This is a genomic window from Massilia sp. SYSU DXS3249, assembly GCF_053668055.1.
Window position 1 is genome coordinate 396,574 of record NZ_JBSIPX010000003.1, and the last position, 25,108, is coordinate 421,681.

General features: G+C 66.2%; 18 protein-coding genes and 3 tRNA genes. 15 read left to right on the forward strand and 6 right to left on the reverse strand.

Annotated features, from left to right (window positions below):
- The first annotated feature begins 10 nt into the window (after positions 1–10).
- From ACWCIA_RS06080 to ACWCIA_RS06090, 3 genes are all read left to right on the forward strand, one after another.
- Positions 11–1,264, forward strand: a complete 1,254-nt coding sequence (locus ACWCIA_RS06080; RefSeq protein ID WP_454161717.1) for a multifunctional CCA addition/repair protein — start codon at positions 11–13, stop codon at positions 1,262–1,264.
- 157 nt (positions 1,265–1,421) lie between these two features.
- Positions 1,422–2,987, forward strand: coding sequence for a DAHL domain-containing protein (locus ACWCIA_RS06085; protein ID WP_454161695.1), 1,566 nt, complete (start codon positions 1,422–1,424; stop codon positions 2,985–2,987).
- Positions 2,988–3,103: 116 nt separating this feature from the next.
- Entirely contained in the window at positions 3,104–3,745 is a 642-nt protein-coding gene (locus tag ACWCIA_RS06090; RefSeq protein ID WP_454161718.1) for an N-acetyltransferase family protein, read from the forward strand.
- Between the two features lie 127 nt (positions 3,746–3,872).
- On the opposite strand, the gene ACWCIA_RS06095 is transcribed toward ACWCIA_RS06090, so the two are convergent.
- Positions 3,873–4,388 carry an Lrp/AsnC family transcriptional regulator gene (locus tag ACWCIA_RS06095; protein ID WP_454161696.1) on the reverse strand — a complete coding sequence of 172 codons (516 nt, stop codon included), beginning with the start codon at positions 4,386–4,388 and terminating at the stop codon, positions 3,873–3,875.
- Between the two features lie 183 nt (positions 4,389–4,571).
- Between ACWCIA_RS06095 and ACWCIA_RS06100 the strand changes: the two genes are divergently transcribed.
- The 3 genes from ACWCIA_RS06100 (at position 4,572) to ACWCIA_RS06110 (ending at position 11,819) form a co-directional block, all read left to right on the forward strand.
- Positions 4,572–8,129, forward strand: a complete 3,558-nt coding sequence (locus tag ACWCIA_RS06100; protein WP_454161697.1) for an indolepyruvate ferredoxin oxidoreductase family protein — start codon at positions 4,572–4,574, stop codon at positions 8,127–8,129.
- Between the two features lie 169 nt (positions 8,130–8,298).
- Entirely contained in the window at positions 8,299–9,891 is a 1,593-nt protein-coding gene (locus ACWCIA_RS06105) for a S41 family peptidase (RefSeq protein ID WP_454161698.1), read from the forward strand.
- Positions 9,892–10,049: 158 nt separating this feature from the next.
- Positions 10,050–11,819, forward strand: a complete 1,770-nt coding sequence (locus tag ACWCIA_RS06110; RefSeq protein WP_454161699.1) for a M14 family metallopeptidase — start codon at positions 10,050–10,052, stop codon at positions 11,817–11,819.
- Positions 11,820–12,028: 209 nt separating this feature from the next.
- Here ACWCIA_RS06110 and ACWCIA_RS06115 read toward each other — a convergent pair whose 3' ends face one another.
- Entirely contained in the window at positions 12,029–12,550 is a 522-nt protein-coding gene (locus ACWCIA_RS06115; protein WP_454161700.1) for a SixA phosphatase family protein, read from the reverse strand.
- Positions 12,551–12,656: 106 nt separating this feature from the next.
- On the opposite strand from ACWCIA_RS06115, the gene ACWCIA_RS06120 reads away from it, so the two are divergent.
- Positions 12,657–13,184 carry a GNAT family N-acetyltransferase gene (locus tag ACWCIA_RS06120; RefSeq protein ID WP_454161701.1) on the forward strand — a complete coding sequence of 176 codons (528 nt, stop codon included), beginning with the start codon at positions 12,657–12,659 and terminating at the stop codon, positions 13,182–13,184.
- Between the two features lie 17 nt (positions 13,185–13,201).
- Here the strand turns inward: ACWCIA_RS06120 and ttcA are convergent, their stop codons facing one another.
- Genes ttcA through ACWCIA_RS06135 form a run of 3 tightly spaced genes read right to left on the reverse strand, consistent with a single transcriptional unit; the run spans position 13,202 to position 15,343 of the window.
- A complete protein-coding gene (ttcA, locus tag ACWCIA_RS06125; protein ID WP_454161702.1) occupies positions 13,202–14,125 on the reverse strand; it encodes a tRNA 2-thiocytidine(32) synthetase TtcA in 924 nt (307 codons plus the stop codon).
- Positions 14,122–14,520 (reverse strand): dihydroneopterin aldolase, encoded by a 399-nt coding sequence (locus ACWCIA_RS06130; protein WP_454161703.1) that lies wholly within the window; start codon positions 14,518–14,520, stop codon positions 14,122–14,124. The genes ttcA and ACWCIA_RS06130 overlap by 4 nt, the downstream gene beginning before the upstream one ends.
- A 19-nt stretch (positions 14,521–14,539) precedes the next feature.
- Positions 14,540–15,343: an SDR family oxidoreductase gene (locus tag ACWCIA_RS06135; RefSeq protein ID WP_454161704.1), complete on the reverse strand. Its 804-nt coding sequence runs from the start codon at positions 15,341–15,343 to the stop codon at positions 14,540–14,542.
- A 55-nt stretch (positions 15,344–15,398) separates the two neighbouring features.
- Between ACWCIA_RS06135 and ACWCIA_RS06140 the strand changes: the two genes are divergently transcribed.
- From ACWCIA_RS06140 to ACWCIA_RS06155, 4 genes are all read left to right on the forward strand, one after another.
- Positions 15,399–16,547 (forward strand): class I SAM-dependent methyltransferase, encoded by a 1,149-nt coding sequence (locus ACWCIA_RS06140; protein ID WP_454161705.1) that lies wholly within the window; start codon positions 15,399–15,401, stop codon positions 16,545–16,547.
- A gap of 118 nt (positions 16,548–16,665) precedes the next feature.
- Positions 16,666–17,625 carry a J domain-containing protein gene (locus ACWCIA_RS06145; RefSeq protein WP_454161706.1) on the forward strand — a complete coding sequence of 320 codons (960 nt, stop codon included), beginning with the start codon at positions 16,666–16,668 and terminating at the stop codon, positions 17,623–17,625.
- 228 nt (positions 17,626–17,853) lie between these two features.
- Positions 17,854–19,488 carry a response regulator gene (locus tag ACWCIA_RS06150; RefSeq protein WP_454161707.1) on the forward strand — a complete coding sequence of 545 codons (1,635 nt, stop codon included), beginning with the start codon at positions 17,854–17,856 and terminating at the stop codon, positions 19,486–19,488.
- Positions 19,489–19,494: 6 nt separating this feature from the next.
- The gene (locus ACWCIA_RS06155; protein WP_454161708.1) at positions 19,495–21,057 is read left to right on the forward strand and encodes an HDOD domain-containing protein; all 1,563 of its coding nucleotides are present in this window, start codon (positions 19,495–19,497) and stop codon (positions 21,055–21,057) included.
- Here the strand turns inward: ACWCIA_RS06155 and ACWCIA_RS06160 are convergent.
- Positions 21,020–24,271: an EAL domain-containing protein gene (locus ACWCIA_RS06160; protein WP_454161709.1), complete on the reverse strand. Its 3,252-nt coding sequence runs from the start codon at positions 24,269–24,271 to the stop codon at positions 21,020–21,022. The genes ACWCIA_RS06155 and ACWCIA_RS06160 overlap by 38 nt on opposite strands.
- A 210-nt stretch (positions 24,272–24,481) precedes the next feature.
- Between ACWCIA_RS06160 and ACWCIA_RS06165 the strand changes: the two genes are divergently transcribed.
- From ACWCIA_RS06165 to ACWCIA_RS06180, 4 genes are all read left to right on the forward strand, one after another.
- A tRNA-Tyr gene (locus ACWCIA_RS06165) sits at positions 24,482–24,566 on the forward strand.
- 39 nt (positions 24,567–24,605) lie between these two features.
- Positions 24,606–24,679, forward strand: a tRNA-Gly gene (locus ACWCIA_RS06170).
- 33 nt (positions 24,680–24,712) lie between these two features.
- A tRNA-Thr gene (locus tag ACWCIA_RS06175) sits at positions 24,713–24,787 on the forward strand.
- A gap of 77 nt (positions 24,788–24,864) precedes the next feature.
- Positions 24,865–25,108, forward strand: a 244-nt coding sequence (locus tag ACWCIA_RS06180; protein WP_229515617.1) for a GTP-binding protein, incomplete at its 3' end; no start/stop codon positions are given.

A 25,108-nucleotide genomic window follows, 5' to 3' on the forward strand; every position in this document is an offset into this window, starting at 1 on the left:
CATCATGACGATGCAAACCTATGTCGTCGGCGGCGCCGTACGCGACGAGCTGCTCGGGCTGCCGGTGCAGGACCGCGACCACGTCGTCGTCGGCGCCACCCCGGATGCCATGCTGGCGGCCGGCTTCCGGCCGGTCGGCAAGGATTTCCCGGTCTTCCTGCATCCGCAAACGCAGGAGGAATACGCGCTGGCGCGCACCGAGCGCAAGACCGCGCCCGGCTACCATGGCTTCGTGTTTCATACGTCTCCCGACGTTACCCTGGAAGACGACCTGGTACGGCGCGACCTGACCATCAATGCGATGGCGCGCGCCGAGGACGGCAGCATCGTCGATCCCTACGGCGGCCGGCGCGACCTCGAGGCGCGCCTGTTCCGCCACGTATCAAGCGCCTTCGCCGAAGACCCGGTGCGCATCCTGCGCCTGGCCCGCTTCGCCGCGCGCTTCCCGGAATTCCGCGTGGCAGACGAAACGCTGGCGCTGATGCAGAAGATGGTCGCCGATGGCGAGGCCGATGCGCTGGTGCCCGAACGCGTCTGGCAGGAACTGTCGCGCGGCCTGATGGAGCAGCGCCCGTCGCGCATGCTGGCCGTGCTGCGCGACTGCGGCGCGCTGGCGCGCATCCTGCCCGAACTCGATGCCCTGTGGGGCGTGCCGCAACCCCCGGCGCACCATCCGGAAGTGGACACCGGCGTCCATATGATGCTGGTGATCGACGTCGCCGCCGAACGCGGGCACACGCTGGCCGTGCGCTTCGCCGCGCTCATGCACGACCTCGGCAAGGGCATCACCCCGCCCGAAAAATGGCCGGCTCACCATGGCCACGAGGGCATGGGCACCAGGCTGATTGCCGACGTCTGCAAGCGCCTGAAGGTACCGAACGACTGTCGCGACTTGGCCTTGATGACCGCGCGCGAACACGGCAACGTCAGCCGCGCCGAGATCCTGCGCGCGAATACCATCGTCACCCTGTTCGAGCGCTGCGACGCCTTCCGCAAGCCCGAGCGCTTTGCCGACATGCTGCTGGCCGCCGAATGCGACGCGCGCGGGCGCGGCCACGAGACCCACGAGATGCGCACGCGCGCTTATCCGCAGGGACCCTACCTGCTGGGCGCACTGGAAGCGGCGCGCGCGGTGAACGCCGGCGAGGTCGCCGCGCGCCATGCCGACCAGCGCGACCGGATCCCCGAAGCCGTGCACCGCGAGCGCGTAAATGCCGTGTCGCGCTGGATCTATAGCGCCGAACGCGCCGGGACGCCAGTCTAGGTTCTGTGCGCACGGCGCGCAGCCTGCTCATCCATTGCAGGCTGGCGCACGGGCCCCAGCGGTGGCGTCCGTGGCCGAATTGTTACCTGAATTGTTACAAGACGTAGCACGTGCGCGAGGAGCGGGGCGGTTTTGCTATGCTCCGTGAATGAGCAGAATGTTGCGACAGACAGACACCTTATTTGCGGCCTTCATGGGCCGCCTGGAGGCCATGCAGCCCAAGCGGCGCCTGCGTTACGCGGCCATTGCGGCGCTGGCGCTGGTGGGCCTGCTGGCTTTCCTCTACATCCGCACCACCGGCGTCGACGTCGATACCCGCAACCGCGTCATGTTCGACCTGCAGGAGCTGCGCCAGCTCGACGCCGAATGGGACGCCGACCTGCTGCGCGCCCACATCGGCAGCGGCCCGGCCGACGCCCGCCTGGCGACGGCGCAGCCCCGGATCCAGGAACTGCTGGCCCGCATCGGCGAAGCGCTGCCGCCCAAGCACGGGCGCGGCGCGCAGCGCGAGCACGCGGCGCTGGTCGATGCGATGGCCATCAAGGCCGACCTGGTCGCCCGCTTTCGCACGCTCAATCCGCCGCTGCGCTCGGCCCTGGTGTCGCTGCCGCCCGCGCTGGCCGACCTCAAGACGGAGCTGGGCGGCATCGAGGGCGCGCTCGCGCCCGGCCGGGTCGTCGTCCACCTCGACGCGGTGCTCAACGACCTGCTGGCCGATACCCTGCGCTACAACCTGATGCCGGCGCCCGCGCTGGCGCGCCGCATCGAAGCCAACCTGGCGCAGGTCGAAGGGCAGAAGGAGCGCTTTTCGCTGGCGGTGGCCGAGCAGATCGACGCCATCGCACGCGACACGCGCACCATCCTGGCCAACCGTCCGCCGGAAAACGAAGTCGAAACCCGCATCGCCGCGCTTGGCACCGGGGAAGCGATGGCGCGCCTGTCGGGCGAACTCGACCGCGCATTCCAGGCCGAGGTGCTCGAGCGCCAGCGCTACCGCGGCTTTCTGTTCGCCTATTCGATCCTGCTGCTGGCTTTACTGGCCTATGCCGGCTGGCGCCTGCGCCGCAGCTACCGCATCATTAACGACGTCAACCACCGCTTACAAAGCGCCAACGACACGCTGGAACACCGCGTGGCCGAGCGCACCGCCGAACTCGAGGCGCAGTCGGCCAAGCTGGCGCGCCTGGCCCAGCACGACAGCCTGACGGGCCTGGTCAACTATGGCCAGCTGACGCGCCTGCTGGAGCTGGCGCTGGTGCGGGCGGCGCGGCGCGACAGCGTGGTGGTCGCCATGTTCATCGACCTCGACGGTTTTAAAGGCGTCAACGACACCTGGGGCCACGCCACCGGCGACCTGGTGCTGCAGCTGGTGGCGCGCCGCGTCCAGAAAGTGCTGCGCGCCGAAGACGTGCTGGCGAGATTGGGCGGCGACGAGTTCGTGGTCATGTTGGAAGGTGTCGGCATGCCCGAGGGCGCGCTGCGCATCGCGCGCCTGGTGCTCGACCAGATCGAAGGCATCACCGAGGCCGACGGCAATCCGGTCTCGATCTCGGCCAGCATCGGGATCGCCGCCGCGCGCGGCCGCGCCGCCGCCGAGGCCGGGGCGGCGGCGCTGCTGCACGACGCCGACCAGGTCATGTACGCCGCCAAGCAGGCGGGCAAGGGCACCTTCGTCATCAGCCCGAATGCACAGTGGAAGGTCGAGGCGTCCAACGCCGCCTGATCCGTTTCCTGGCGCGCGGCAGCCGCGCACCCGGTGCGCTACAATGACGCCGATGGTGCAGTGCACAAAAATGGAAGTCCGTAATGCCTAACAACCCGTTCAGTAACAGCGCGCTCATGCACTGGCTTGCCAGCCTGGCCGGCACGGCCGAGCGGCCTGCGGTGCTGGTCAAGGCCCTCGGCAAGCGCGACCGCCGGCGCATGCTGCGCCATTTCCTCGCCCTCGACGATGCCGACCGCCTGCTGCGCTTCGGCACCGTGCTGCCGGACGAGCAGATCCACGCCTATGTGGCGAAGATCGATTTCAAGCGCGACATCGTGTTCGGGGTGATGAGCCGGGTATTCCAGCTGGTCGGCGTCGGCCACCTGGCATTCGCACCGAAGGAGCCGGGCCGGGCCGGCACCGACAAGCAGCGCGTCGCCGAGTTCGGCGTGTCGGTCTCGAAGTCGGCGCGCGGGCAGGGCGTCGGCTCGCGCCTGTTCCAGCGCGCCGCCATTCACTGCCGCAACAACGACATCGACACCCTGTACATGCAGTGTTTGTCGACCAACCGCACGATGATGCATATCGCCAAAAAGGCGGGTATGGAGATCAAGCGCGAGTATGGCGAGGCCGACGCCTACCTGCACCTGCCGCCGCCGAGCCCGGGCAGCGTGATGCGCGAAGCGGTCGAGGAGCAGTTTGCGTTGATCGATTACACGGTCAAGGCGAATGCGCGTGCGGCGGTGAAGTGGCTGCTACCTCGCAAACGTTCGTAGGGTGGTCGGCTCCACCCGGTAATTTGCATGTACGCGACTTAGACGCCGCCCACGCGTTCAACGCACGAATGATATGGCGCGCGGTATCAAGAGCCGCTTGAACGCGTGGACGGCAGAGCCGTCCACCCTACCGCCCCGCCGCTTCCCCGATCGGCAGCGCCGTCGTTTCTTTAATCCTCTGCAGCGCAAAGCTCGACTTCACATCCAGCACCGACGGGTGGCGCAGCAGGGTCGCCATCATGAAGCGCGAGAAGTGGTCCATGTCTTCCACGTGCACGCGCAGCAGGAAATCCATCTCCCCCGTCATCGCATAGCAGGCCACCACTTCCGGCCAGGCCGCCACCGCCTGCGCGAACTCGAAGCGCGGCGACGTGGCCGGCACGCGCGAATTGGCCGGTCCCTCGCTGTGCTTTTCCAGGCGCACGTTCACATACGCGAGCAAACCCAGTCCGATCTTGTCCGGGTCGACCAGCGCCACGTACTGGCGGATCACCCCGGCTTCCTCGAGGCGCTTGATGCGGCGCAGGCAGGGAGAGGGCGACAGGTTGACCCGCTCGGCCACGTCCTGGTTCGAGAGGCGCCCGTCGGCCTGCAAAATCTCGAGGATCTTGCGGTCGGTTTTATCCAATTCGATCTTTGACATGAATTTCCCTTAGGCTCAGCAGAACCGCAATTTTATTGCGCAATTGGCCCGAAGGGGGGAATTGATTGATATTTAATGCCGGGGGCACAAGACTATACTGTTGCCGATAACGGAGGAGACTTTCTCCGGGCGCACCCAACAATAACAATGGCGCCAAAGCAAACCCCAACGGAGACAACCCCAATGAACGCACCCCTCGACCGCTCCCAGCTGCAACCATCCCAGCCGGAGCACGAGATCACGCTCGACGACAAATGGACGCTGGAGCGCGGCCGCGCCTTCATGACCGGCACGCAAGCCCTGATCCGCCTGCCGATGCTGCAGCGCGAGCGCGACGTCAAGGCCGGCCTGAACACTGCCGGCTACATCACCGGCTACCGCGGCTCGCCCGTCACCGCCGTCGACCAGACCGCGATGAAGGCGAAGAAGCACCTCGACGCCCACCACGTCAAATTCCACCCGGGCATGAACGAAGACCTGGCGGCGACCGCCGTCTGGGGCACCCAGCAGACGAACCTGTACAAGGACGCGAACTACGACGGCGTATTCGCCATGTGGTACGGCAAGGGCCCGGGCGTGGACCGCTGCGGCGACGTTTTTAAACACGGCAACAATGCCGGTTCCGCCAAGAACGGCGGCGTGCTGGTGCTGGCCGGCGACGACCACGCCGCCAAATCCTCGTCCACCGCGCACCAGTCCGATCACATCCTGACCCACTGCGGCATCCCGGTGCTGTACCCCTCGTCGGTGCAGGAGTACATCGATTTCGGCCTGCACGCCTGGGCCATGAGCCGCTACACGGGCCTGTGGGTATCGATGAAGTGCGTGACCGACATCATCGAATCCGGCGCCGTAGTCGACCTCGACCCGGACCGCGTCCAGATCGTGACCCCGACCGACTTCGAGCTGCCGGAAGGCGGCCTGAACATCCGCTGGCCGGACGCCGTGCTGGACCAGGAAGTCCGGATGAGCAACTACAAGTGGTACGCGGCGCTGGCCTATGCGCGCGCCAACAAGCTCAATAAAATCATCTGGGACAGCCCGGCACCGAAAATCGGCATCATCACCGCCGGTAAGAGCTATGTCGACACGCGCCAGGCGCTGGCCGACCTCGGCATCGACGAGCAGGCGGCGCGCGACATCGGCCTGCGTCTCTATAAAGTCGGCATGACCTGGCCGCTCGAGTCCGAAGGCGTGCACGAGTTCGCGCGCGGCCTGGACGAGATCCTGGTCGTCGAAGAAAAGCGCCAAGTGATGGAGTATGCGCTCAAGGAAGAGCTGTACAACCTGCCGGACTCGGAGCGTCCACGCGTGGTGGGTAAATTCGACGACACCGGCGAGTGGCACAACAAGAACCGCACCGGCCACGGCGACTGGCTCCTGCCGGCGACCTACGAGCTGAACCCGGCCCAGATCGCGCGCGCCATTGCGTCCCGCATCTCGCACTACTGCGCCGGCCACCCGGTCGAGCAGCGCGTCAAGGAACGCATCGCCTTCCTCGAAGCGAAAGAGCTGGTGCTGAAGAACATCCCGGCCAAAGCCAATCCGGAAACCGACCGCATTCCGTACTTCTGCTCGGGCTGCCCGCACAACAGTTCCACCAAGGTGCCGGAAGGCTCGCGCGCCATGGCCGGCATCGGCTGCCATTACATGGTGCTGTGGATGGACCGCGAGACGTCCACCTTCACCCACATGGGCGCGGAAGGCACGACCTGGATCGGCCAGGCTCCGTTCACCAGCGAAAAGCACGTGTTCGTGAACCTGGGCGACGGCACCTATTTCCACTCGGGCATCCTGGCGATCCGCGCAGCCGTCGCCGCCAAGGTCAACATCACCTACAAGATTCTCTACAACGACGCGGTCGCCATGACCGGCGGCCAGAACGTCGACGGTCCGCTCGATCCGGGCATGATCACGCGCCAGATCGCGGCCGAAGGCGTGAAGCCGATCATCGTCGTCACCGACGAGCCGGAAAAATACCCGAGCGACTACGCCTGGGCCGAAGGCGTCACCGTGCGCCACCGTTCCGAGCTGATGGACGTGCAAAAGGAACTGCGCGAGATGCCGGGCGTCTCCGCCGTGATCTACGACCAGACCTGCGCCTCCGAGAAGCGCCGCCGCAGGAAAAAAGGCGAGTTCCCCGACCCTGCAAAACGCGCCGTGATCAACGAAGCCGTCTGCGAAGGCTGCGGCGACTGCTCGGTGCAGTCGAACTGCCTGTCGGTCGAGCCGCTGGAAACGGAACTGGGCCGCAAGCGCCAGATCAACCAGTCGTCCTGCAACAAGGATTTCAGCTGCGTCTCCGGCTTCTGCCCGAGTTTCGTGACCGTCGAAGGCGGCGGCCTGAAGAAGCCGAAGAAGGCCGCGAGCACCGACAACGCGCCGCCGGTGCTTCCAAGCCCGGCCGTGCCGCAGGTGGACGCGCCGTTCGGCATCCTGATCGCCGGCGTCGGCGGCACCGGCGTGGTGACCGTCGGCCAGATCCTGGCGATGGCGGCCCACGTCGAAGGTAAAGGCGCGATCGTGCTCGACCAGAGCGGCCTGGCCCAGAAGGGCGGTCCGGTGATGTCGCACGTACGCCTGGCCCAGCACCAGTCCGACCTGCACTCGACCCGCGTCGGCACCGGCAGCGCCGACCTCGTGATCGGCTGCGACCAGATCGTCACCGCCAGCCGCGACGCCCTGTCGCGCATGGGAGAAGGCCGTACCTGGGCCGCCGTCAACGGCACCGGCTCGACCACGGCCGCGTTCGTGAAAAACCCGAACTGGCAGTTCCCGGCCGAAGGCTCGCGCGCCGCGATCCAGCTGGCCTGCGGCGAAAACAACGTCGAGTTCGTCGATGCCGGCCAGATGGCGACCGCCCTGATGGGCGACGCGATCGCGACCAACATGTTCATGCTCGGCTATGCCTTCCAGAAGGGCCGCGTGCCGCTGCTGGAAAGCTCGCTGATGCGCGCCATCGAACTCAATGGCGTGTCGGTGCCCTTCAACAAGGCCGCCTTCAACTGGGGCCGCAGCGCCGCGCACGACCTGGCCTCGGTCAAGAAGCTCACGACCCCGGCCAAGGTGGTCGAGTTCAAGCGCACGCAGACGCTCGACGAAGTGGTGAACCGCCGCATCGAACTGCTGACCGCGTACCAGAACGCCGGCTACGCCGCTCAGTACAAGGCGTTTGTCGACCAAGTGCGCGCCGAGGAAGCGAAACTGGGTAAAGGCACCCGCCTGACCGAGGCCGTGGCCCGCTACTTCTACAAGCTGATGGCCTACAAGGACGAGTACGAAGTGGCGCGCCTGCACACCGATCCGGCCTTCAAGGAAAAGATCGCGAACATGTTCGAAGGCGACATCACGATCAAGTACCACCTGGCGCCGCCGCTGCTGGCCAAGCACGACAAGGAAGGCCGCGCGATCAAGAAGGAATACGGTTCGTGGATGATGGGCGCCTTCGGCGTGCTGGCGAAGCTGAAGGGCCTGCGCGGCACCCCGTTCGACGTGTTCGGTTATTCCGCCGAGCGCAAGACGGAACGCGCACTGATCGGCCAATACTGCGAGACCGTGGCCGCCTTGCTGCCGAAGCTGACCGCCGAGAACCTGGCGCAAGCCGTGGCGATCGCCAGCATCCCGGAAGACATCCGCGGTTACGGCCACGTGAAGGAGCGCCACCTGAAGGCGGCCAAGGCCAAGGAAGCCCAGCTGTTGTCGGCCTTCCACAATCCGCAAGGCATGACGCACGCCGCTTGATTATTCGCCGTGCATGACGTGAAGCGCCAGGTCCGGCCCTCCAGCCGGCCCTGGCGCTTTTTCTTGTGGGAAATTAAGTTTTATTACCAAAAATTTCCTCGTGCAGCCTGTTCAAACAGGCGAGCTTGTCTTACTCTTTTCTGACAAATTTGCCGGGATATATTTATCTATGAAAACGCAACTCACCGAATTCGGCCGCACGATCCCATCGCTGCGCCTGGTCTGTACCGCGCTGGCGGCCGCCTTCACCCTGGCGGCCTGTGGCGGAGGCGGCGGCAGCGCCGGCACCACGGCCCCCACGCCGCCGGTGTTGACGACGCCGCCGCCGACCTCGACCGGCGAACCGGACGTCGCTACCCTGGGTGATGCGTTCTCCAGCTACTGGAACCTGTGCGCCAAGCCACGCACCGGCATCGATCCGTTCACCAACCGTGCCTACCCGGACAAGCAGGGCACCCTGCGCGACGAGCTGACCTTCCTGCGCGCCTGGTCGCACCAGTACTACCTCTGGTACAACGAAATCCCGGGCGACATCAAGATGGCCGATTTCACCGACCCGATCGCCTACTTCGACAAGCTGAAGACCCCGGCATTGACCCCGTCCGGCGCGCCGAAGGACAAGTATCACTTCACTTACCCGACGGCCGAATGGAATGCCATGCAGGTCGGCATCGAGCGCGGCTATGGCATCACCTGGTCGAGCGCCGGCCCGACCGCGCCGCGCAACTGGCAGATCGCCATCGTCGAACCGGGTTCGCCGGCCGCCGCCGCCGGCCTGCGCCGCGGCGACCAGCTGGTCCGCATCGACGACATCGACTTCATCAATGCCACCGGCAAGGAACTGGTCGACCGGATCAACGCCGGCCTGTTCCCGGAGAATGCGGGCGAGACGCACAGTTTTGTGGTGCGCCGGGCCGGCATCGACCAGTCTCCGGTGACGCTGGCGGCCCAGGACGTGCAGGGCACTTCGGTGAAGAACGTCAAAACCTTCGACACCGCGACCGGCAAGACCGGCTACCTCTCCTTCGAGAACCATAACGCGGTGTCCGAGCGCCAGCTGATCGACGCCTTCACCACGCTGCGCAACCAGGGCGTCAACGACCTGGTGCTCGACATGCGCTACAACGGCGGCGGCCTGCTCAACATCGCTGCCGAACTGGGCTACATGATTGCCGGCCCGAGCTCGAACGGCCAGGTGTTCGAGCGCCTGAAATACAACGACAAGATCGAAGCGCGCCAGCAGCCACAGATCATCCGCTTCTCGCCTACCGCCTATGGTTTCGACGCCGGCGCGACCACGGTCCCGAAAGGCACGGCGCTGCCGACCCTGGGCCTGCGGCGCGTGACGATCCTGACCACCTCGGGCACCTGCTCGGCGAGCGAATCGGTGATCAACGCGCTGCGCGGCATCGACATCCAGGTGAACGTGGTCGGCGCCCAGACCTGCGGCAAGCCCTACGGCTTCACGCCGGTGCCGAACTGCGGCACGACCTACTTCTCGATCGAGTTCGGCGGCGTCAATGCCAAGGGCATCGGCGACTTCGCGGACGGCTTCGCGCCGACCTGCGCGGTGGCCGACGACCTGACGCGCGAACTGGGCGATCCGCAGGAGTCGCTGCTGGCGACCGCGCTGTCCTACCAGCAGACCGGCGTCTGCCCGGCCCTGGGCCGTTCGTCAGCCGCCGCGATGTCGGTGTCGGCGCCGCGCAGCGTGGTGCGTCCGGAAGTCTCGCAGATCGCGATCCACACCCGGGCCAGGTAAGCGGTCCGCCTGCATCGGCGACGCCACCTTCGGGTGGCGTTTTTTTTCGGCCCGCCACATCCGCCGGTCTGCGGTCGGGGAACGCAAAAGGGAAGGTGCAAGGCAGCAAACGCGACTATAATTTTCCGCTTTGCTTATCCACTGCCGGAGCCTCATCGATGATTCGTTCTGCGTTACTGCTTGCGCTGCTCGCCGCCTCGCCCTTTGCCCACGCGGCCACCGCCGCCCACGACCTGAGCACGGTCTCCGAGCGCTCCGGTTTCCAGGCCACCGGCCGCTACGACGAGGTCGTCAAGCTGTGCGCAGCCTTTGAAAAGGCCTATCCGAAAGCAGTCAAATGCATTGAATTCGGCCGCACGCCGGAAGACCGCCCGATGCTGGCGCTGGTCGTCACTCGCACCGGCGCCTTCACGCCGCAGGCCGCCGCCAGGGCCGGCCTGCCGGTGACGCTGATCCAGGGCGGCATCCACGCCGGAGAAATCGACGGCAAGGACGCCGGTTTCCTGGCGCTGCGCGAAACCCTCGAGGGACGCCTGGCGAAGGGGGCACTGGACAAGCAGGTGCTGGTCTTCGTCCCGGTCTTCAACGTCGATGGCCACGAGCGCTTCCAGAAGTGGAACCGCCCGAACCAGCGCGGCCCGGTCGAGATGGGCTGGCGCACCACGGCCCAGAATTTCAACCTGAACCGCGACTACGTGAAGGCCGATTCGCCCGAGATGCAGGCCATGCTGGCGCTGGTGAACAAATGGGACCCGCTGACCTATGTCGACCTGCACGTGACCAACGGCGCCAAGTTCCAGCACGATGTCTCGATCCAGGTCGAGCCGGTCTATTCGGCCGACCCGGAACTGCGCAAGGCGGGCCTGGCGCTGCGCGCCAACGTGATCGCCGACATCGCCAAGCTGGGCTCCACGCCGCAGTCCTACTACATGTCGTTTGCCAAGACCGACGATCCGCAGTCGGGCTTCGTGGACGGCGTCTCCGATCCGCGCTTCTCGACCGGCTACTTCCCGCTGCGTAACCGTCTCGCCGTGCTGGTCGAAACTCACTCGTGGAAGGACTACCCGACCCGCGTGCGCATCACCCACAACACCGTGATCTCGATGCTGGAGCAGGTGGCGAAGAACGGCAAGCAGTGGCAGGCGGCGACGCTGGCCGCCGACGCCCGCGCGCAAAAGCTGGCCGGCACCCCGGTGGCGCTGACCTATAAAACCACCGACAAGACGCAAATGGTGGACTTCAACGGCTACGAGTACACGCGTACGCCGTCCGAGGTGTCGGGCATCCTGATGACGCGCTACGACGAAACCAAGCCGCAGGTCTGGCGCGTACCGCTGCGCGAAGACGTCGTGGCCGACCTGGAGGTGGCCGCGCCGCGCGCGGGCTACATCGTCCCGGCCGCGCATGCGGCGATGGTCGCCACCAAGCTGACCCAGCACGGCATCGCCTTCCGCAAGCTCGACAAGGCCCTGGAGCGTGCGCAGGTCGAGACCTTCCGCGCCGACAAGGCGACCTTCGGTACGAAATCCTTTGAATCGCACCAGCGCCTGACGGTCGAGGGCAGCTGGAAGAGCGAGCCGCGCAGCATTGGCCGCGGCGCGCTGTTCGTGCCGATCGCGCAGCCGAAGGCGCGGCTCGTGATGGCGATCTTCGAGCCGCAGGCACCGGACTCGCTGCTGGCCTGGGGCATGTTCAACAATGCCTTCGAGCCGAAGGAATACATGGAAGAGTACGTCGCCGAAGAGGTCGCGCGCGAACAAATGGCGGCCGATCCGATGGTTGCCGCCGAGTTCAAGCGCCGCATCGAAACCGACCCGGCATTCGCGAAAAACGCCCACGCCCGCCTGGAGTTCTTCGCCCGCCGCCATTCGTCCTGGGACGAGCGTTTGAACCTGTATCCGGTGCTGCGCACGAACGTAGCGCCGTAAAAGGGATTGTGTAAATGAAAAGGCCGGGATTTCCCGGCCTTTTTGCCATCATGCGCGCATTGGGTTCCGTAGGGTGGGCTCTCGAGCCCACGCGGCCGGGCAGCGATGGATCGTTGCAGCATCCCGTCACATCGAGCTCGAACGTTTCGATTGCTCGTCCGTCCGAAACACGTGGGCTCGGGAGTCCACCCTACGAAAAACGAAACCGCTTACTTCGCCGCCCCCGTCGCCGGCACCGACGTGAACAGCACCGTGGTCACGCTACCGTTCGCCCCAGGAATGAGCTGATACACCCGGTCATACTCGTTATCGGCAATCTCCGCCCCCGCCTGCCCCCCGAACAGGCGCACCAGTTCCGACAGCGTATTCGAATGCCCCACGACGAGCACCGCGCCCTTGAGCGTTTTCACCTTGGCCACCAGCGCCTGCGGCGTGCGCGGATCGTACAGCTCGACCGGCAAGCCGTTCTGCTGCGCCAGCGGCTGCGCGGTCTGGCGGGTGCGGTTGGTCGGCGTGCTGAAGATGTGGGCGACATTCGTCTTGCCCAGCATGGTCGCGATGTTGCGGGCGCGCTCCTGGCCCTGCGGCGTCAGGTCGGGATCCTTGCCCTCGGCCGCCTTTTCGCCATGGCGGACCAGGTAGATCATCGATGGCTCGGCAAGCGCGGAGACGGGCGTCAGCATGGTGAGCAGCAGGGCGGTGATGGCGGACAGGCGGGCAAGCAACGACATGGTATTCCTCTCATCGATCGGGGTGGGTCTTAATCGACCGACAAGGTATCACACGCGGCAGGAGTAGGGTATAAGCTCAGCTGTCAGCCCTTCATCTCCGGACACCATGCACACAGACCTGCCAACCATCGTTTTGCGCACCGAGCGCCTGACTCTGCGTCACATGGCGGCGACGGACGCCGCCTTCATGCTCGACCTGCTCAACGACGAAGCCTGGCTGCGCTTCATCGGCGACCGCGGTGTGCGGACGCTGGACCAGGCCCGCGACTACATCCTCAAGGGGCCGGTCGAGATGGTGGAGCGCCTCGGTTTCGGCTTTTATGTGGTCGAATTGAAAGAGAGCGGCTGCCCGGTCGGCGTCTGCGGGCTGGCCAAGCGCGATTTCCTGGACGATGTCGACGTCGGCTATGCTTTTGCGCCGGCCTACCGGGGACAGGGCTATGCGTTGGAGGCCGCCAGCGCCGTCATGGTGCATGCCAGGGATGATATTGGATTGACACGCATCGTCGCCACCGTCCGTCCGGACAACGCGGCCTCGATCACGCTTCTGGAAAAGCTGGGGCTGCGCTTCGAGCGTGTGCTCGATCGCCCCGAGGGAGGCGACCTCCACCTGTTCGGTATGGAGATCGCCTGACCGTTACACGATGTGGATTACAGCTGCGTCAGCGAAATGGTGTTGCTTGCGGGCGTCGAGCACGGCTCCTCATCGAACGCGATATCGCCATTCGGATTGGCCACGCCATCCGTTTTGAGGTCGACGAAGCCGAACAGGTTGCGATCCTGCAGGTGCGAGGGCACCACGGTCGAGAGCGACGAGAACACGTTTTCCACGCGTCCCGGATGCTTCTTCTCCCAATCGCGCAGCATGGCCTTGATCTGCTTGCGCTGCAGGTTTTCCTGCGAGCCGCACAGGTCGCACGGGATGATCGGGAAGCCTTTGACTTCCGCATAGCGCTCCGTGTCCGCTTCCTTCACGTAGGCCAGCGGGCGGATCACCATGTGCTTGCCGTCGTCCGACACCAGCTTCGCCGGCATGCCTTTCAGTTTCCCGCCGAAGAACATGTTCAGGAAGAAGGTCTCGAGGATGTCGTCGCGGTGGTGGCCGAGGGCGATCTTGTTGCAGCCGAGTTCGTCGGCGACGCGGTACAGGATGCCGCGGCGCAGGCGCGAGCACAGCGAGCAGGTAGTTTTGCCCTCGGGGATCAGGCGCTTGACGATGGAATACGTGTCCTGGTTCTCGATGTGGTACGGCACCCCCAGCTTATCGAGGTAAGCTGGCAGCACCTCGGCCGGGAAGTTCGGCTGCTTCTGGTCGAGGTTGACGGCCACGATGTCGAAGTGGATCGGCGCGCGCTCGCGCAGCGTCATGAGGATGTCGAGCAGGGCGTAGCTGTCCTTGCCGCCGGACAGGCAAACCATCACCTTGTCGCCGTCTTCGATCATATTAAAATCGCCGATGGCCTGGCCGACCAGGCGGCACAGGCGCTTGTGCAGCTTGTTGTTCTCGTGCGCGATCTTTTCAGCTTTTTTGGCGTCGATGTCGGTGCTCGCCACGTCGTTCAGTACTGCACTCATGCTTCATCCTTCACTTGAAACACTTCCACGCCGACGCCTTCGCAGTCGGGATACACGTCCGGCTTCATCGTCGACACGCGCGCGGCGCGCACCCGCGGGTGGGCCAGCATGGCGCGCACGACGTCGTCGCACAGGGTTTCCTGCAGGTGGACGTGGCCTTCGGCCATGCGGCGCGCGATGGTCTCGCGCATGAAATCGTAGTCGACAACCTCGTGCAGCTCGTCGGCCTTCGGGGTCGACTGCGCCAGCGGGATGTACAGGTCGACATTGATCAGCACGCGCTGCTCGCCCTTCTTTTCGAAGTCGTGCACGCCGATGTTGATCATCACTTCGTAATTGCGCAGGAACAGCCGGCGGCAATCGCGCAAGCTCGGGTGGGTCAGGGCGGACAGCATAGGAAGCCTTGTTAAGTGTTTATTTGGTAAGGAACATCACGTCGCGCGCCAGCGGCACCAGGTGCTGGCCGCCGTCGACCACCAGCGTCGTGCCGGTGAGCGCGCGCGCCGACGCCGCATACACGACCGCGTCGGCAATATCCTGCGGGGTCGAGGAACGTTTCAATGGCGTCACCTGGTGCGCCTTGCTGAAACCTTCCTCGCTCTGGTCGCCCGACACCAGCGTGATGCCGGGTGCGATGCCGACAATGCGCAACTGCGGCGCCAGCGCCTGGGCCAGCATTGTCGTGGCGGTGTCGAGCGCCGCTTTCGACAGCGTGTACGACAAAAAATCCGGGTTGAGATTGTACAGTTTCTGGTCGAGCAGGTTGATGACCACGGCCTGGCCGTTTGCCGGCGTCGCCGCATGCAAAGCCTGCGCCAGCAGCAGGGGCGCGGCCACATTCGCGCTCATGTGGGCGGCCAGCAGGCCAGGCGAAAAAGTGCTGGCGCTGTCGTATTCGAACAACGAAGCGTTGTTGACGATGCAGGTGACGTGGCCCAGGCGCTCGGCTGCGCGGCCCGGCAGCAGGCGCACCGCCGCCTCGTCGGCCAGGTCGCAATCGAGCGCGACGGCGCGCCGGCCGAGCGCGCGGATCTCTTCGACCGTCTCCAGCGCCTCGCGTTCGGAATGGCGGTAATGCACGGCCACATCCCAGCCGGCCGCGGCCAGGCCGAGCGCGATGGCGCGGCCGATGCGGCGGCCCGCGCCGGTCACGAGGGCCGCACGGGCATCTGCTTGCGCTCCCGCTTCCGGGCCCATTTGCGACGTGATCTGCGTCATAGTTGGCTTACTGGCTGAAATTGTTGTTCAAGGCCGATCTGGCTACAATGCCGGGATGTCCCTGCCCCTTCCCGACCGCGACGCCCTGGAGGCGTCCCACGCCCTGCAACAGCACATTGCCACCGAGATCCGCGAGGCCGGCGGCGCCATTGCCTTCTCGCGTTTCATGGAGCTGGCCTTGTACGCGCCCCGTCTCGGCTACTACAGCGGCGGCGCGGCGAAGCTGGGAGCCAGCGGCGACTTCACCACCGCACCCGAGATCACGCCCCTGTTCGGGCAGGCGCTGGCACGCGCGGCAGCCGCTATTATCGCCCAAAGCGCGCCCAACATCATCGAATTCGGCGCCGGCACCGGCAAGCTGGCGCGCGACGTGCTGACCGCCCTGGCCGATGACGGCGTCGCCGTCGAGCGCTACACCATCATCGAACTGTCGGGAGAGCTGCGCGCGCGCCAGCAGGAAGCGCTGGCCGACTTTCCGATGGTCGAGTGGCGCGACGGCTTCCCGGAAGGCTTTAGCGGTGTGGTGCTGGCCAACGAGGTGCTCGATGCGATGCCGGTCGAACTGGTGATCAAGACGAACGGGGGCTGGCGGCGCCAGATGGTGACGATCGAGGACGGGCGCTTCGCCTATGTGCAGCAGGAGCTCGACGCCGACCTGGCTGCCCAGCTGGCGCGCCAGGTGCCCGATCGCGAGCACCTGGCCGAGGGGTATCTCACCGAGCTGCACCCGGTCGCCTGCGGCTTCATGGGTTCGCTCGCCGGCATGTTCGCAGGCGGCAAGGGCGCGGCCTTCCTGTTCGACTACGGCTTCCCTGCCCACGAATACTATGTCGACGCCCGCGTCGGCGGCACCCTGATGTGCCATTACCGCCACCACGCGCACCCCGACCCCTTCTTCCTGCCGGGCCTGCAGGACATCACGTCCCACGTCGATTTCACCGCGATGGCGCTGGCCGCCCAGGATGCCGGCCTGGAAGTGCTGGGCTACATGAACCAGGCGGGCTTCCTGCTCGGCTGCGGCATCGGTGACCTGCTGTTGCGTACGGATCCCAACGACGCCGTGCGTTATTTGCCACAGTCGAAAGCCGTGCAAAAACTGCTGTCGCCGGCCGAAATGGGCGAGCTGTTCAAGGTGCTCGTCGTGGGCAACGAGGTCGAACTGCCCGAGTCCGTCGCGCGAGCAGACCGCAGCGGCCGCCTGTAGACTTTGTGATATCTTGCGCCGGGGATACAAACCCGGCTATGCTGTACCGGTCGGCCCTTGCGGCCACCGCGATCGTCTATCACCCCGAACAGGACACGCCGCGCCGCTAAGCTGAAAAATGGCCAAGATCCACACCCATTATGACAACCTGAAGGTGGCGCGCGGGGCGCCGCAGGAAGTCATTCGTGCGGCCTACAAGGCGCTGAGCCAGAAATACCATCCCGACAAGAATCCGGGCGACGAAAAGGCCGCCCGCATCATGGCCATCGTCAACACGGCCTACAACACCCTGTCCGATCCGCTGCGCCGCAAGGAGCACGACGAGTGGATCGCGGCCGAGGAATGGGAAGTCGAGTGGTTGGAGAGCACGGGGGACGAGGGCGCCCGCCCGCGCACCGAAGGCGGCTGGGAAACGCCGGCGCAACCGGTCAAGCCGCGCCGGCGCCTGTGGCGCGACACGCGCTGGTGGCTGGGCGTGCTGGGCGGGCTGAGCGTCGGCGTGGCGGCCAGCGTGCTGCTGGTGCAAAAGCCGCGCCTGCTGCCGAGCGCGCTGGCATTCAACGGCAAGCCGGCCGTGGTCGAGACCGCCGCCGCCGTGCCGGCCCCGGCTGCCCCGGCAAGCAACGCCGAGCCCGACATCTGGGCCAGCGCGGGCGCCGAGAAAACCCCGCCTTCCCCAGTCAAAGCCCTGGGCGTGACCCAGCTGGTGGTGCCGCGGCGCCAGCCCGGCTGCGACACCGACCTGGCCACGCGATCGGCCCCCAACGGCGAACCCTGGCCGGCCGAGTCCGGCTACGTTCCCGGCTACCCGTACGGCAATGGCGGCCACGAGATGACGGTCGTGGTCGACAACAGCGCCAACGCCAGCCCCGTCTTCGTCAAGATCTACGACCTCGACCGCGGCTCGAACGTGCGCCATGCCTACGTGCTGGCGAACGGCACCCTGACGATCGACGAGCTCGCCGCCGGCAAGTACGAGGTGCGCTACCAGAACATCGTCACCGGCGCCCCCCGCTCCGAATGCGCCGGCAGCGAGAAGCTGCGCCAGGCCGAGGCGGGACCAGGCTTCGGCGGCTGAGCCGCTCGCATCTTGCGAAATTTTTTATAAAGCGGCCGCGAAACACCGTTCGCCCCCGCTTTCGAACGAGAGTTGTCGCTTTCTTCCATCAGCTGCGCCCGCTTTTGCCGTGGCCATGGCTTGATTCAGTAAATATATTCCCCTGCCGTAATATACTTTGCGGGTGGCCAACGTGGCCGCCTTCAGCATGCCGGGCCGGCGCAGGCCCGAACGGAACCCCTTCACGCCATGAATGAATTGGACGGCCTCAGTGCCCTGCTCATCGAGCCCCACGCGGGCATGCGCGCGAACATCCATAACATGCTGACCATGTGCGGCCTGACCCGCATCGACCATGCCAGCAGCGCCAACCAGGCCGTCAAGCAGCTCGGCATCAAGCCCTTCGACCTGGTGCTGTGCGAATACGACCTCGAAGGCGGCCAGGACGGCCAGCAGCTGCTCGAGGACCTGCGCCACCACAAGCTGATTTCGCTCTCGACCATGTTCTTCATGGTCACCGCCGAGGGCGACTACGGCAAGGTGGTCAGCGCCGCCGAGCTGGCGCCAACCGACTACATCCTGAAACCGTTCACGGCCGACCGCCTGCTCGAGCGCATCGCCCGCGCGCTGGACAAGCGCAACGTGTTCCTGCCGGTGTACCGCCTGATGGAGGCGGGCGCCCAGCACGAGGCGATCGAGGCCTGCATCGAGGGAGAGGCGGCGCACCCGCGCCACGCGATCGATTTCCTGCGCCTGCGCGCCGAGCTGCACCTGTTCATCGGCGAAGCGCAGCTGGCCGAGCCGATCTACCGCCGGCTGGCGGAAAGCCAGGCCATTGCCTGGGCGCGCCTGGGGCTGGCCAAGACCCTGTACCTGCGCGAGCAGTACGAGGAGGCGGGCACGCTGCTGACCGAGCTGGTCCAGTCCAACAACAACTTCGTCGACGCCTACGACTGGCTGGCGCGCACCCACAGCGCGCTGGGAGAGCTCGACAAGTGTCAGGCGGTGCTGGCGCGCGCGGTGGCGGTGTCGCCGCATGCGGTGCGGCGCCTGCGCACCCTGGGCGAAACGGCCTTCGAGGCGGGCGACGACGCGCTGGCCGAAAAAGTCATGAAGCAGGTGGTGGCGAAAGCGAAGTATTCGGAATTTCGCGACCCGGAAGACCACGTCAAGCTGGTGCGCACGCTGGTGCGCAAGGGCGATCCAGTGGCGGCCGCCTCGGTGATCCGCGACCTCGAGCGCTCGATGGGCGGGCGCGGCCACGCCGACGCCTGCAGCGCCATCTCCTCGGCCCTGCTGCACGAGTACACCGGCAACCAGGAACGGCTGATGGAATCGCTCAACGCCGCGCTGGCGGCCAGCCGCGACCTGCCCGCCATGTCGCCCGGCCTCAAGCTGGAACTGGCGCGCAGCTGCCTCGCGCACGACCTGGAAGAGGGGGCCGCCGGCCTGGTGCGCGACGTGATGCGCAATGCCGCCGACACGACCGTCATGGACCGCGCCATGAGCGTCATGGCCCAGGCCGGCCACGCGGAACTGGGCACGCAGATTGCCCAGGAAACGCGCCAGCACGTGGTCGACCTGGTGGCCGGCGGCGCCGAGCGCGCCCGAAGCGGCGACTATCATGGCGCCGTGACCCTGATGGGAGAAGCGGCGCAGGCGATGCCGGGCAATCCGCAAGTCGCCTTCAATGCCGCGCTGGCGCTGCTGCGCTGCCTCGAACACACCGGCTGGGACGACAAGCTCGCCCAGCAGGCCCTGATCCAGCTCGGCGCGGTGCGCCGGCTTGACCCACGCAACCCGAAGCTGGCGGCGCTCACGGCGCTGCACCAGGCGGTACTGAAAAAATATAACAAGGGCGCACGCGCCAGGAAAGCCGGGTAATCCACGATGTCCGAAACAGGTTTTACAACGCCCGACGAAGGCGCAACCCGCCGCGTGCGCGCCGCATTGATGCAAAAAGTGAACGGCGACGCCGAAATGTTCGCCCTTGGCGGCTCGGTCGCGCGCGTGATCGAACTGGCCGACTCGGACGAACCCGGCCCGCACGATCTCGCCTATTTCGTTCTGTCGGATCCTGCGCTGACCCAGCGCATCCTGCGCCTCTCGAACACGATCCGTTACCGCACGGTTTCCGGCACCGCCGTGACGACCGTCTCGCGCGCGATTGCGCTGCTCGGCTTCGACAACGTGAAAACCACCGCGCTGGCGATGCTGCTGGTCGACACCCTGGATAACGGCGCCCACGCCGGCAGCGTGCGCGTCGAGCTGGAAGCGGCCCTGTGCGCCAGCCTGGTCGGGCGGGAAATGGCGCGTCTGTCCTTCTACCAGGGCGCGGAAGAAGCGGCCATCGGCGCCCTGTTCAAGAACCTGGGCGCGGTGCTGGTGGCCTCGCACGAGCACGAGCGCTATCGCGAAATCAACCAGCTCATTAGCAAGAGCAAGCAGACCCCGGCGCAGGCCTCGCAGATGATCCTCGGCTGCAGCTACGACACGCTCGCTGCCGCCGTGCTGGCCGAATGGAAGATCCCGGACGTGATCGTGCGCGCCCAGGCCGCGCTGCCGCCGGGGACGCTCAAGACGGCCGGCAGCCGCGCCGAATGGATGCGCCAGGTGGCCTCGTTCAGCCTGGAGGTGGCGCGATTGCTTGGCCGTCCGGGCGACCCCGCGGGTACGCCGGAAGCCAACGCGCTGCTGGCCCGCTACGGCGCCGCCTTCGAACTCGACGCCGCCGGCCTGGAACGCATTTTCACGAGCGTCGCCGACGGCATGTCGGCCCTGATGGAAAGCATGAACCTGCAGCCGGTGGCGGCGCCCCAGCCGGACGCGGGCGAGGGCATGCCCGACGTGCTGCTGCTCGCTACCCTGGGCGCGGGCGACGACGAGGAGGGCGCCTACCCGAGCGGCAAGCCGAAGAATGCGCGCGAGCTGCTGCTGGCCGGGGTGCAGGACGTGACCCAGCTGCGCGCGGCTGGCCGCGCGCGCGTCAACGACGTGATCCTGGCGGTGCTCGAAACGCTGTACCGGGCCATGGGCTTTCGCTTCGCCACCGTCTGCCTGAAGGATGCGCGCCAGGGTCAGTACCGTGCCCGGGTGTCGTTCGGCGCCGACGGCGCGCGCCTGCAGGCGGGCTTCGTGTTCCCTGCACCGGCTTCCCCGGTGCCATCCTCCGCCAACCGCGACCTGTTCCTGCTGGCGATGGACAACGACGCCGACCTGATGATCTCGGACGCGTCCAGCGCCAAGATCCGCGAGCTGCTGCCAGGCTGGCACCGCGCCCTGCTGCCGGACGCGAAGAGTTTTATCGTGCTGCCCCTTACGGTCGGCAAGGTGCAGCTCGGCTTTTTCTATGCCGACCGCGAGGTCGCCGCGCCGGAAGGCGTGCCGCCCGACGAGACGGCGATGATCCGCGCCCTCAAGCGTCAGGTACTGGCTGTGCTTGCTTCCGGATGAACTCGCGGAATTCTCCGGCCGGCATCGGCTTGGAGAACAGGAAGCCTTGCGCTTCGTCGCCCTGCTTGTCGCGCAGGAAGCCCCATTGGGCTTGCGTTTCGACCCCTTCGGCCACCACCGTCAGGCCCAGCGAATGGGCCAGGCCGATGGTGGCGGCGACGATCACCGCGTCGTTCGGGTTGTGCTCGATGTCCTGGACAAAGCCGCGGTCGATCTTGATGCGGTCGATCGCAAACAGCTTCAGGTAGGCCAGCGACGAGTAGCCGGTGCCGAAGTCGTCGATGGCCAGCTTGAAGCCGCGCGTGCGCAGCTGGCGCAGCAGCTGGCGCGTCGCTTCCGGATCGCGCATGGCGGCCGTTTCCGTGATTTCCAGTTCCAGCAATGAGGGGTCGATCCCGTGGTGGGCCACCAGTTCGTCGAGCCGCGCCAGCAGGGTGCCGCCCGAGAACTGGCGCGCCGACAGGTTCACCGCCAGGCGCAGCTCTTCCAGTCCCTCGCGCCGCCATTGGGCGAGCAGGGCCATGGTCTGGCCCAGCACCCAGTCGCCGAGCGGCACGATCATGCCGCTTTCCTCGGCCACCGGGATGAAGCGGCTCGGCTCGACGCTGCCCAGTTCCGTGTCATGCCAGCGCAGCAGCACCTCGGCGCCGATCACGCGCCCGGTGTCGAGCGAAACCTGGGCCTGCAGGTAGAGCTCGAAATCCTCGGCCTGCAGCGCGCCCCACATGCGGTTTTCCAGCAGCAGATGCTCGTGGGTGGCGGCGTTCATCTCGGGCGAGAAGAACTGGAAATTGCCGCGTCCCTCGCGCTTGGCGGCGTACATCGCCATGTCGGCGTGGCGGATCAGGGTCGAGGCATCGGCGCCGTCGTCGGGGAACAGCGCGACGCCGACGCTGCAGCCGCTGTGGGCGGTGGAGCCGTTCAGCTGATAGGGCTGCGACAGCGATTCGACCACGCGCACGGCCACGCTGGTGACGCTGTCGGGCGTGAGGGGGCCGGCGAGCACGATGATGAATTCGTCGCCGCCGAGGCGCGCCAGGGTGTCGACTTCGCGCAGCAGGTCTTTCATGCGCTCGGCCGCGCCCACTAACAGCTTGTCGCCGGCGGCGTGGCCGAGCGAATCGTTGATCTTCTTGAAATGGTCGAGGTCGATGAACAGCACCGCCACCGGGGCGTTGTTGCGGCGCGCCGAGGCCAGCTGCTGCTCGAGGCGCACGTTCAGGGCGAAGCGGTTTTCCAGGCCGGTGAGGGCGTCGTGGTGGGCCAGCCGGTGGATGCGTTCCTGCGAGCGCTGCTGCTCGGTCAGGTCGCGCAGGATGCACACGAAAAACCCCTCGCGCTGCAGCTGCACCGGCGCCACCGAGATCGACAATGGAAAGCTTTCGCCGCGCGCGTTGCGGCCTTCGAGTACGGATTCGTCGGGCCCCGCCGTCGACAGCCGGCCCAGCTGGGAATGCGCGTCGCTGTCGGCGCTGGCCGGCACCAGCGCCCCGAAGGCCAGTCCGATCAGGTGCTCGCTCGGGTAGCCGAACAGGCGCGCGGTGGCGGCATTCGCCGACACCACGAGACCATGGGCGTCGACCGTGATGATGGCGTCGGCCGCGTTGTCGAGGATGGCTTCGAGGCGCGCTTCGCGGTCGCGCAGGCGGCTGGTGCGGTCGGCCACCAGTTTTTCGATCACGTCGCGCTCGCCGCTGATGAGCAGCAGCAGCGCGCCCAGCATACCGGTCAGCAGCAGGCCTGCCGACAGCACGGACCAGCTGGCGGCGCCCGTCTCGGCTTCCACGTAAGCCAGGGTCGGGCGGAAGCTGACCACGTAGTGGCGCCCGGCGAACGCCAGGGGCACGCGATAATCGTCGCGCTGCGGGACGCCCAGCGAGCCCACCACCGGCAGCGCGGCGCCGCCCGTGACGTCGACCAGGGCGGCATTGAAGCCATCGAAGCCGGAACGCCGGATCGCCTGTTCCAGCAGCAGGCGTCCGTTCAGCACGAAGGCAACCACGCCGGCCGGCGGCCCGTTCGGGTCGCCGACGGCGCGCATCAGGGCAATCGCCGGCGCATCCGCCGAGAGCATCGCGAACGGCTCGGTGGCCGCGGCTGTGCGCGTCTGGAGCACGCGCGCTGCCACCTCCGCGCGCCCGGGCGCGGCCAGATAGTCGAGACCGCGGATCACGTTGTGCGAGCTGGGCCAGGCGTACAGCACCGGCAGGTAGCGTTCGCGCTCCGCCGCCTCGACCAGCCGGTTCCCGTCCATCTCGCGGATGCCGGTAAAGGCGGGGTCGAGCGTGCGCCGCACCCAGTCCTCGAAGCCGGCCCGTTCCAGGCCCGTGACCGGCACCGCCCAGTTCATCGCCTCGATCTCGGGGCGCCCGTCGGCATAGCCGCCGGCGATGCGCAGGAATTTGTCGCGCGCGAGAATGTGTTCGGTCTCGGCGAGGGTGCTGGCGAAGGTGCCGACGAAGCGCACGTGCTCGTTGAATTCGGCTTGCAGCATATCGGCCGTCTGCTGCGCCTTCAGGCGGTAGGGCTGCAGGTGCTGTTCGTGTTCCCAGCCGAGCGCCAGGCGGTAAATGCCGACTACCGCGAGGGTGGTAATCAGGAGCGGCAAGGCCACCAGCTTGGAGCGCCGCCGCCACAGCCGGCGCGGCGAGCCGCACACGATCCAGGTCAGCGGCGCCGCCAGCAGCACGCCGAGGGTGTCGCCGGCCCACCAGGCGAACCAGAAGCGCAGCTGTTCCACTTCGTCGAAGGCGTGCAGCGCGTACAGGGCGGGAACGGAGACCGAGGCGCTGATCAGGCAGATCAGCGGCGTGAGCACCAGGAAGGCCATCACGTCGTGACCGGAATCGATCGCCGGGCGCATGTGGCGGCGGAACTGGAGGGCGCCCAGCCAGGCTTGCAGGGTGGAGCCGAGCGCGCCGACCAGCGACCCGATGACGGCGCCCGAGGCCGTCAGGGCAGGGTTGTCCAGGTGCAGGGGGAGGACGGCGAGGCCGGCGCCGATGGCGATCGCCGGCAGCACGCGCATGCCGCCGGCGGTGGCGAGGGCCAGGCCGACGCCGGCAGGGGGGAACAGGGGCAGCGCATACCCGGCCGGGAGCGACAGGACGTTGTTCAGCAGGCGCACGCCGAAGTAGACCGCAATGATCGACGCGCTGGCGACCAGGATCTGGGGCCAGCTCCAGCGAGGATATTGAGACGCCTTACTGTCCATAAGTAAACGTATTGACATGCCTGGTGCATACAGTACAGCACAGAGGGACCATGGTGTGCAACGGCGGCGAAAAAAGAACCCTTGCAGATTTGTTCTTCGTACGGTTACAATCACGCCCCGAAGCAACGCTGCTATTTGAGCCAAGTCAGTAGAGATGGCAAAAATAGTTGACAGCATGTTGAGCTTGCTTCATACTCTGCGGTTCTTCGCGGTGGGGTGGCCGAGTGGTTAAAGGCAGCAGACTGTAAATCTGCCCTCTCTGAGTACGCTGGTTCGAATCCAGCCCCCACCACCAAAATGAAGAGTTCGTGAAGTCGAATTGAAGTTGTACCTCGCGGGTGTAGCTCAATGGTAGAGCAGAAGCCTTCCAAGCTTACGACGAGGGTTCGATTCCCTTCACCCGCTCCAGTATCGCGCCGCAGTCTGTGTGGCGCACAATAAGCCCTTGTAGCTCAGTGGTAGAGCACTCCCTTGGTAAGGGAGAGGCCACGTGTTCAATCCACGTCAAGGGCACCAGAATGCAAAAGCGGCAGTCCGTAGTACTCGCCCGTCAGATGTGCCTGTAATTCTCAAAAAATCGTTAGGAGTCTCAAATGGCAAAAGGTAAATTCGAACGGACCAAGCCGCACGTCAACGTCGGCACCATCGGTCACGTTGACCACGGCAAAACCACCCTGACGGCTGCAATCGCAACCGTTCTGTCGAAGAAGTTCGGCGGTGAAGCCAAGGCGTACGACCAGATCGACGCGGCTCCTGAAGAAAAGGCACGCGGCATCACCATCAACACCGCGCACGTCGAGTACGAAACGGAAAACCGTCACTACGCACACGTCGACT

Excerpts from the sequence above, each read along its gene's own strand:
- ACWCIA_RS06085 (WP_454161695.1), top strand. The coding sequence starts at position 1,422 with ATGTTGCGACAGACAGACACCTTATTTGCGGCCTTCATGGGCCGCCTG.
- ACWCIA_RS06115 (WP_454161700.1), bottom strand. The coding sequence starts at position 12,550 with ATGTCGTTGCTTGCCCGCCTGTCCGCCATCACCGCCCTGCTGCTCACC.
- ACWCIA_RS06135 (WP_454161704.1), bottom strand. The coding sequence starts at position 15,343 with ATGACGCAGATCACGTCGCAAATGGGCCCGGAAGCGGGAGCGCAAGCA.
- ACWCIA_RS06095 (WP_454161696.1), bottom strand. The coding sequence starts at position 4,388 with ATGTCAAAGATCGAATTGGATAAAACCGACCGCAAGATCCTCGAGATT.
- ACWCIA_RS06130 (WP_454161703.1), bottom strand. The coding sequence starts at position 14,520 with ATGCTGTCCGCCCTGACCCACCCGAGCTTGCGCGATTGCCGCCGGCTG.
- ttcA (WP_454161702.1), bottom strand. The coding sequence starts at position 14,125 with ATGAGTGCAGTACTGAACGACGTGGCGAGCACCGACATCGACGCCAAA.
- ACWCIA_RS06155 (WP_454161708.1), top strand. The coding sequence starts at position 19,495 with ATGTCCGAAACAGGTTTTACAACGCCCGACGAAGGCGCAACCCGCCGC.
- ACWCIA_RS06150 (WP_454161707.1), top strand. The coding sequence starts at position 17,854 with ATGAATGAATTGGACGGCCTCAGTGCCCTGCTCATCGAGCCCCACGCG.
- ACWCIA_RS06080 (WP_454161717.1), top strand. The coding sequence starts at position 11 with ATGCAAACCTATGTCGTCGGCGGCGCCGTACGCGACGAGCTGCTCGGG.
- ACWCIA_RS06100 (WP_454161697.1), top strand. The coding sequence starts at position 4,572 with ATGAACGCACCCCTCGACCGCTCCCAGCTGCAACCATCCCAGCCGGAG.
- ACWCIA_RS06120 (WP_454161701.1), top strand. The coding sequence starts at position 12,657 with ATGCACACAGACCTGCCAACCATCGTTTTGCGCACCGAGCGCCTGACT.
- ACWCIA_RS06105 (WP_454161698.1), top strand. The coding sequence starts at position 8,299 with ATGAAAACGCAACTCACCGAATTCGGCCGCACGATCCCATCGCTGCGC.
- ACWCIA_RS06110 (WP_454161699.1), top strand. The coding sequence starts at position 10,050 with ATGATTCGTTCTGCGTTACTGCTTGCGCTGCTCGCCGCCTCGCCCTTT.
- ACWCIA_RS06160 (WP_454161709.1), bottom strand. The coding sequence starts at position 24,271 with ATGGACAGTAAGGCGTCTCAATATCCTCGCTGGAGCTGGCCCCAGATC.
- ACWCIA_RS06140 (WP_454161705.1), top strand. The coding sequence starts at position 15,399 with ATGTCCCTGCCCCTTCCCGACCGCGACGCCCTGGAGGCGTCCCACGCC.
- ACWCIA_RS06145 (WP_454161706.1), top strand. The coding sequence starts at position 16,666 with ATGGCCAAGATCCACACCCATTATGACAACCTGAAGGTGGCGCGCGGG.
- ACWCIA_RS06090 (WP_454161718.1), top strand. The coding sequence starts at position 3,104 with ATGCACTGGCTTGCCAGCCTGGCCGGCACGGCCGAGCGGCCTGCGGTG.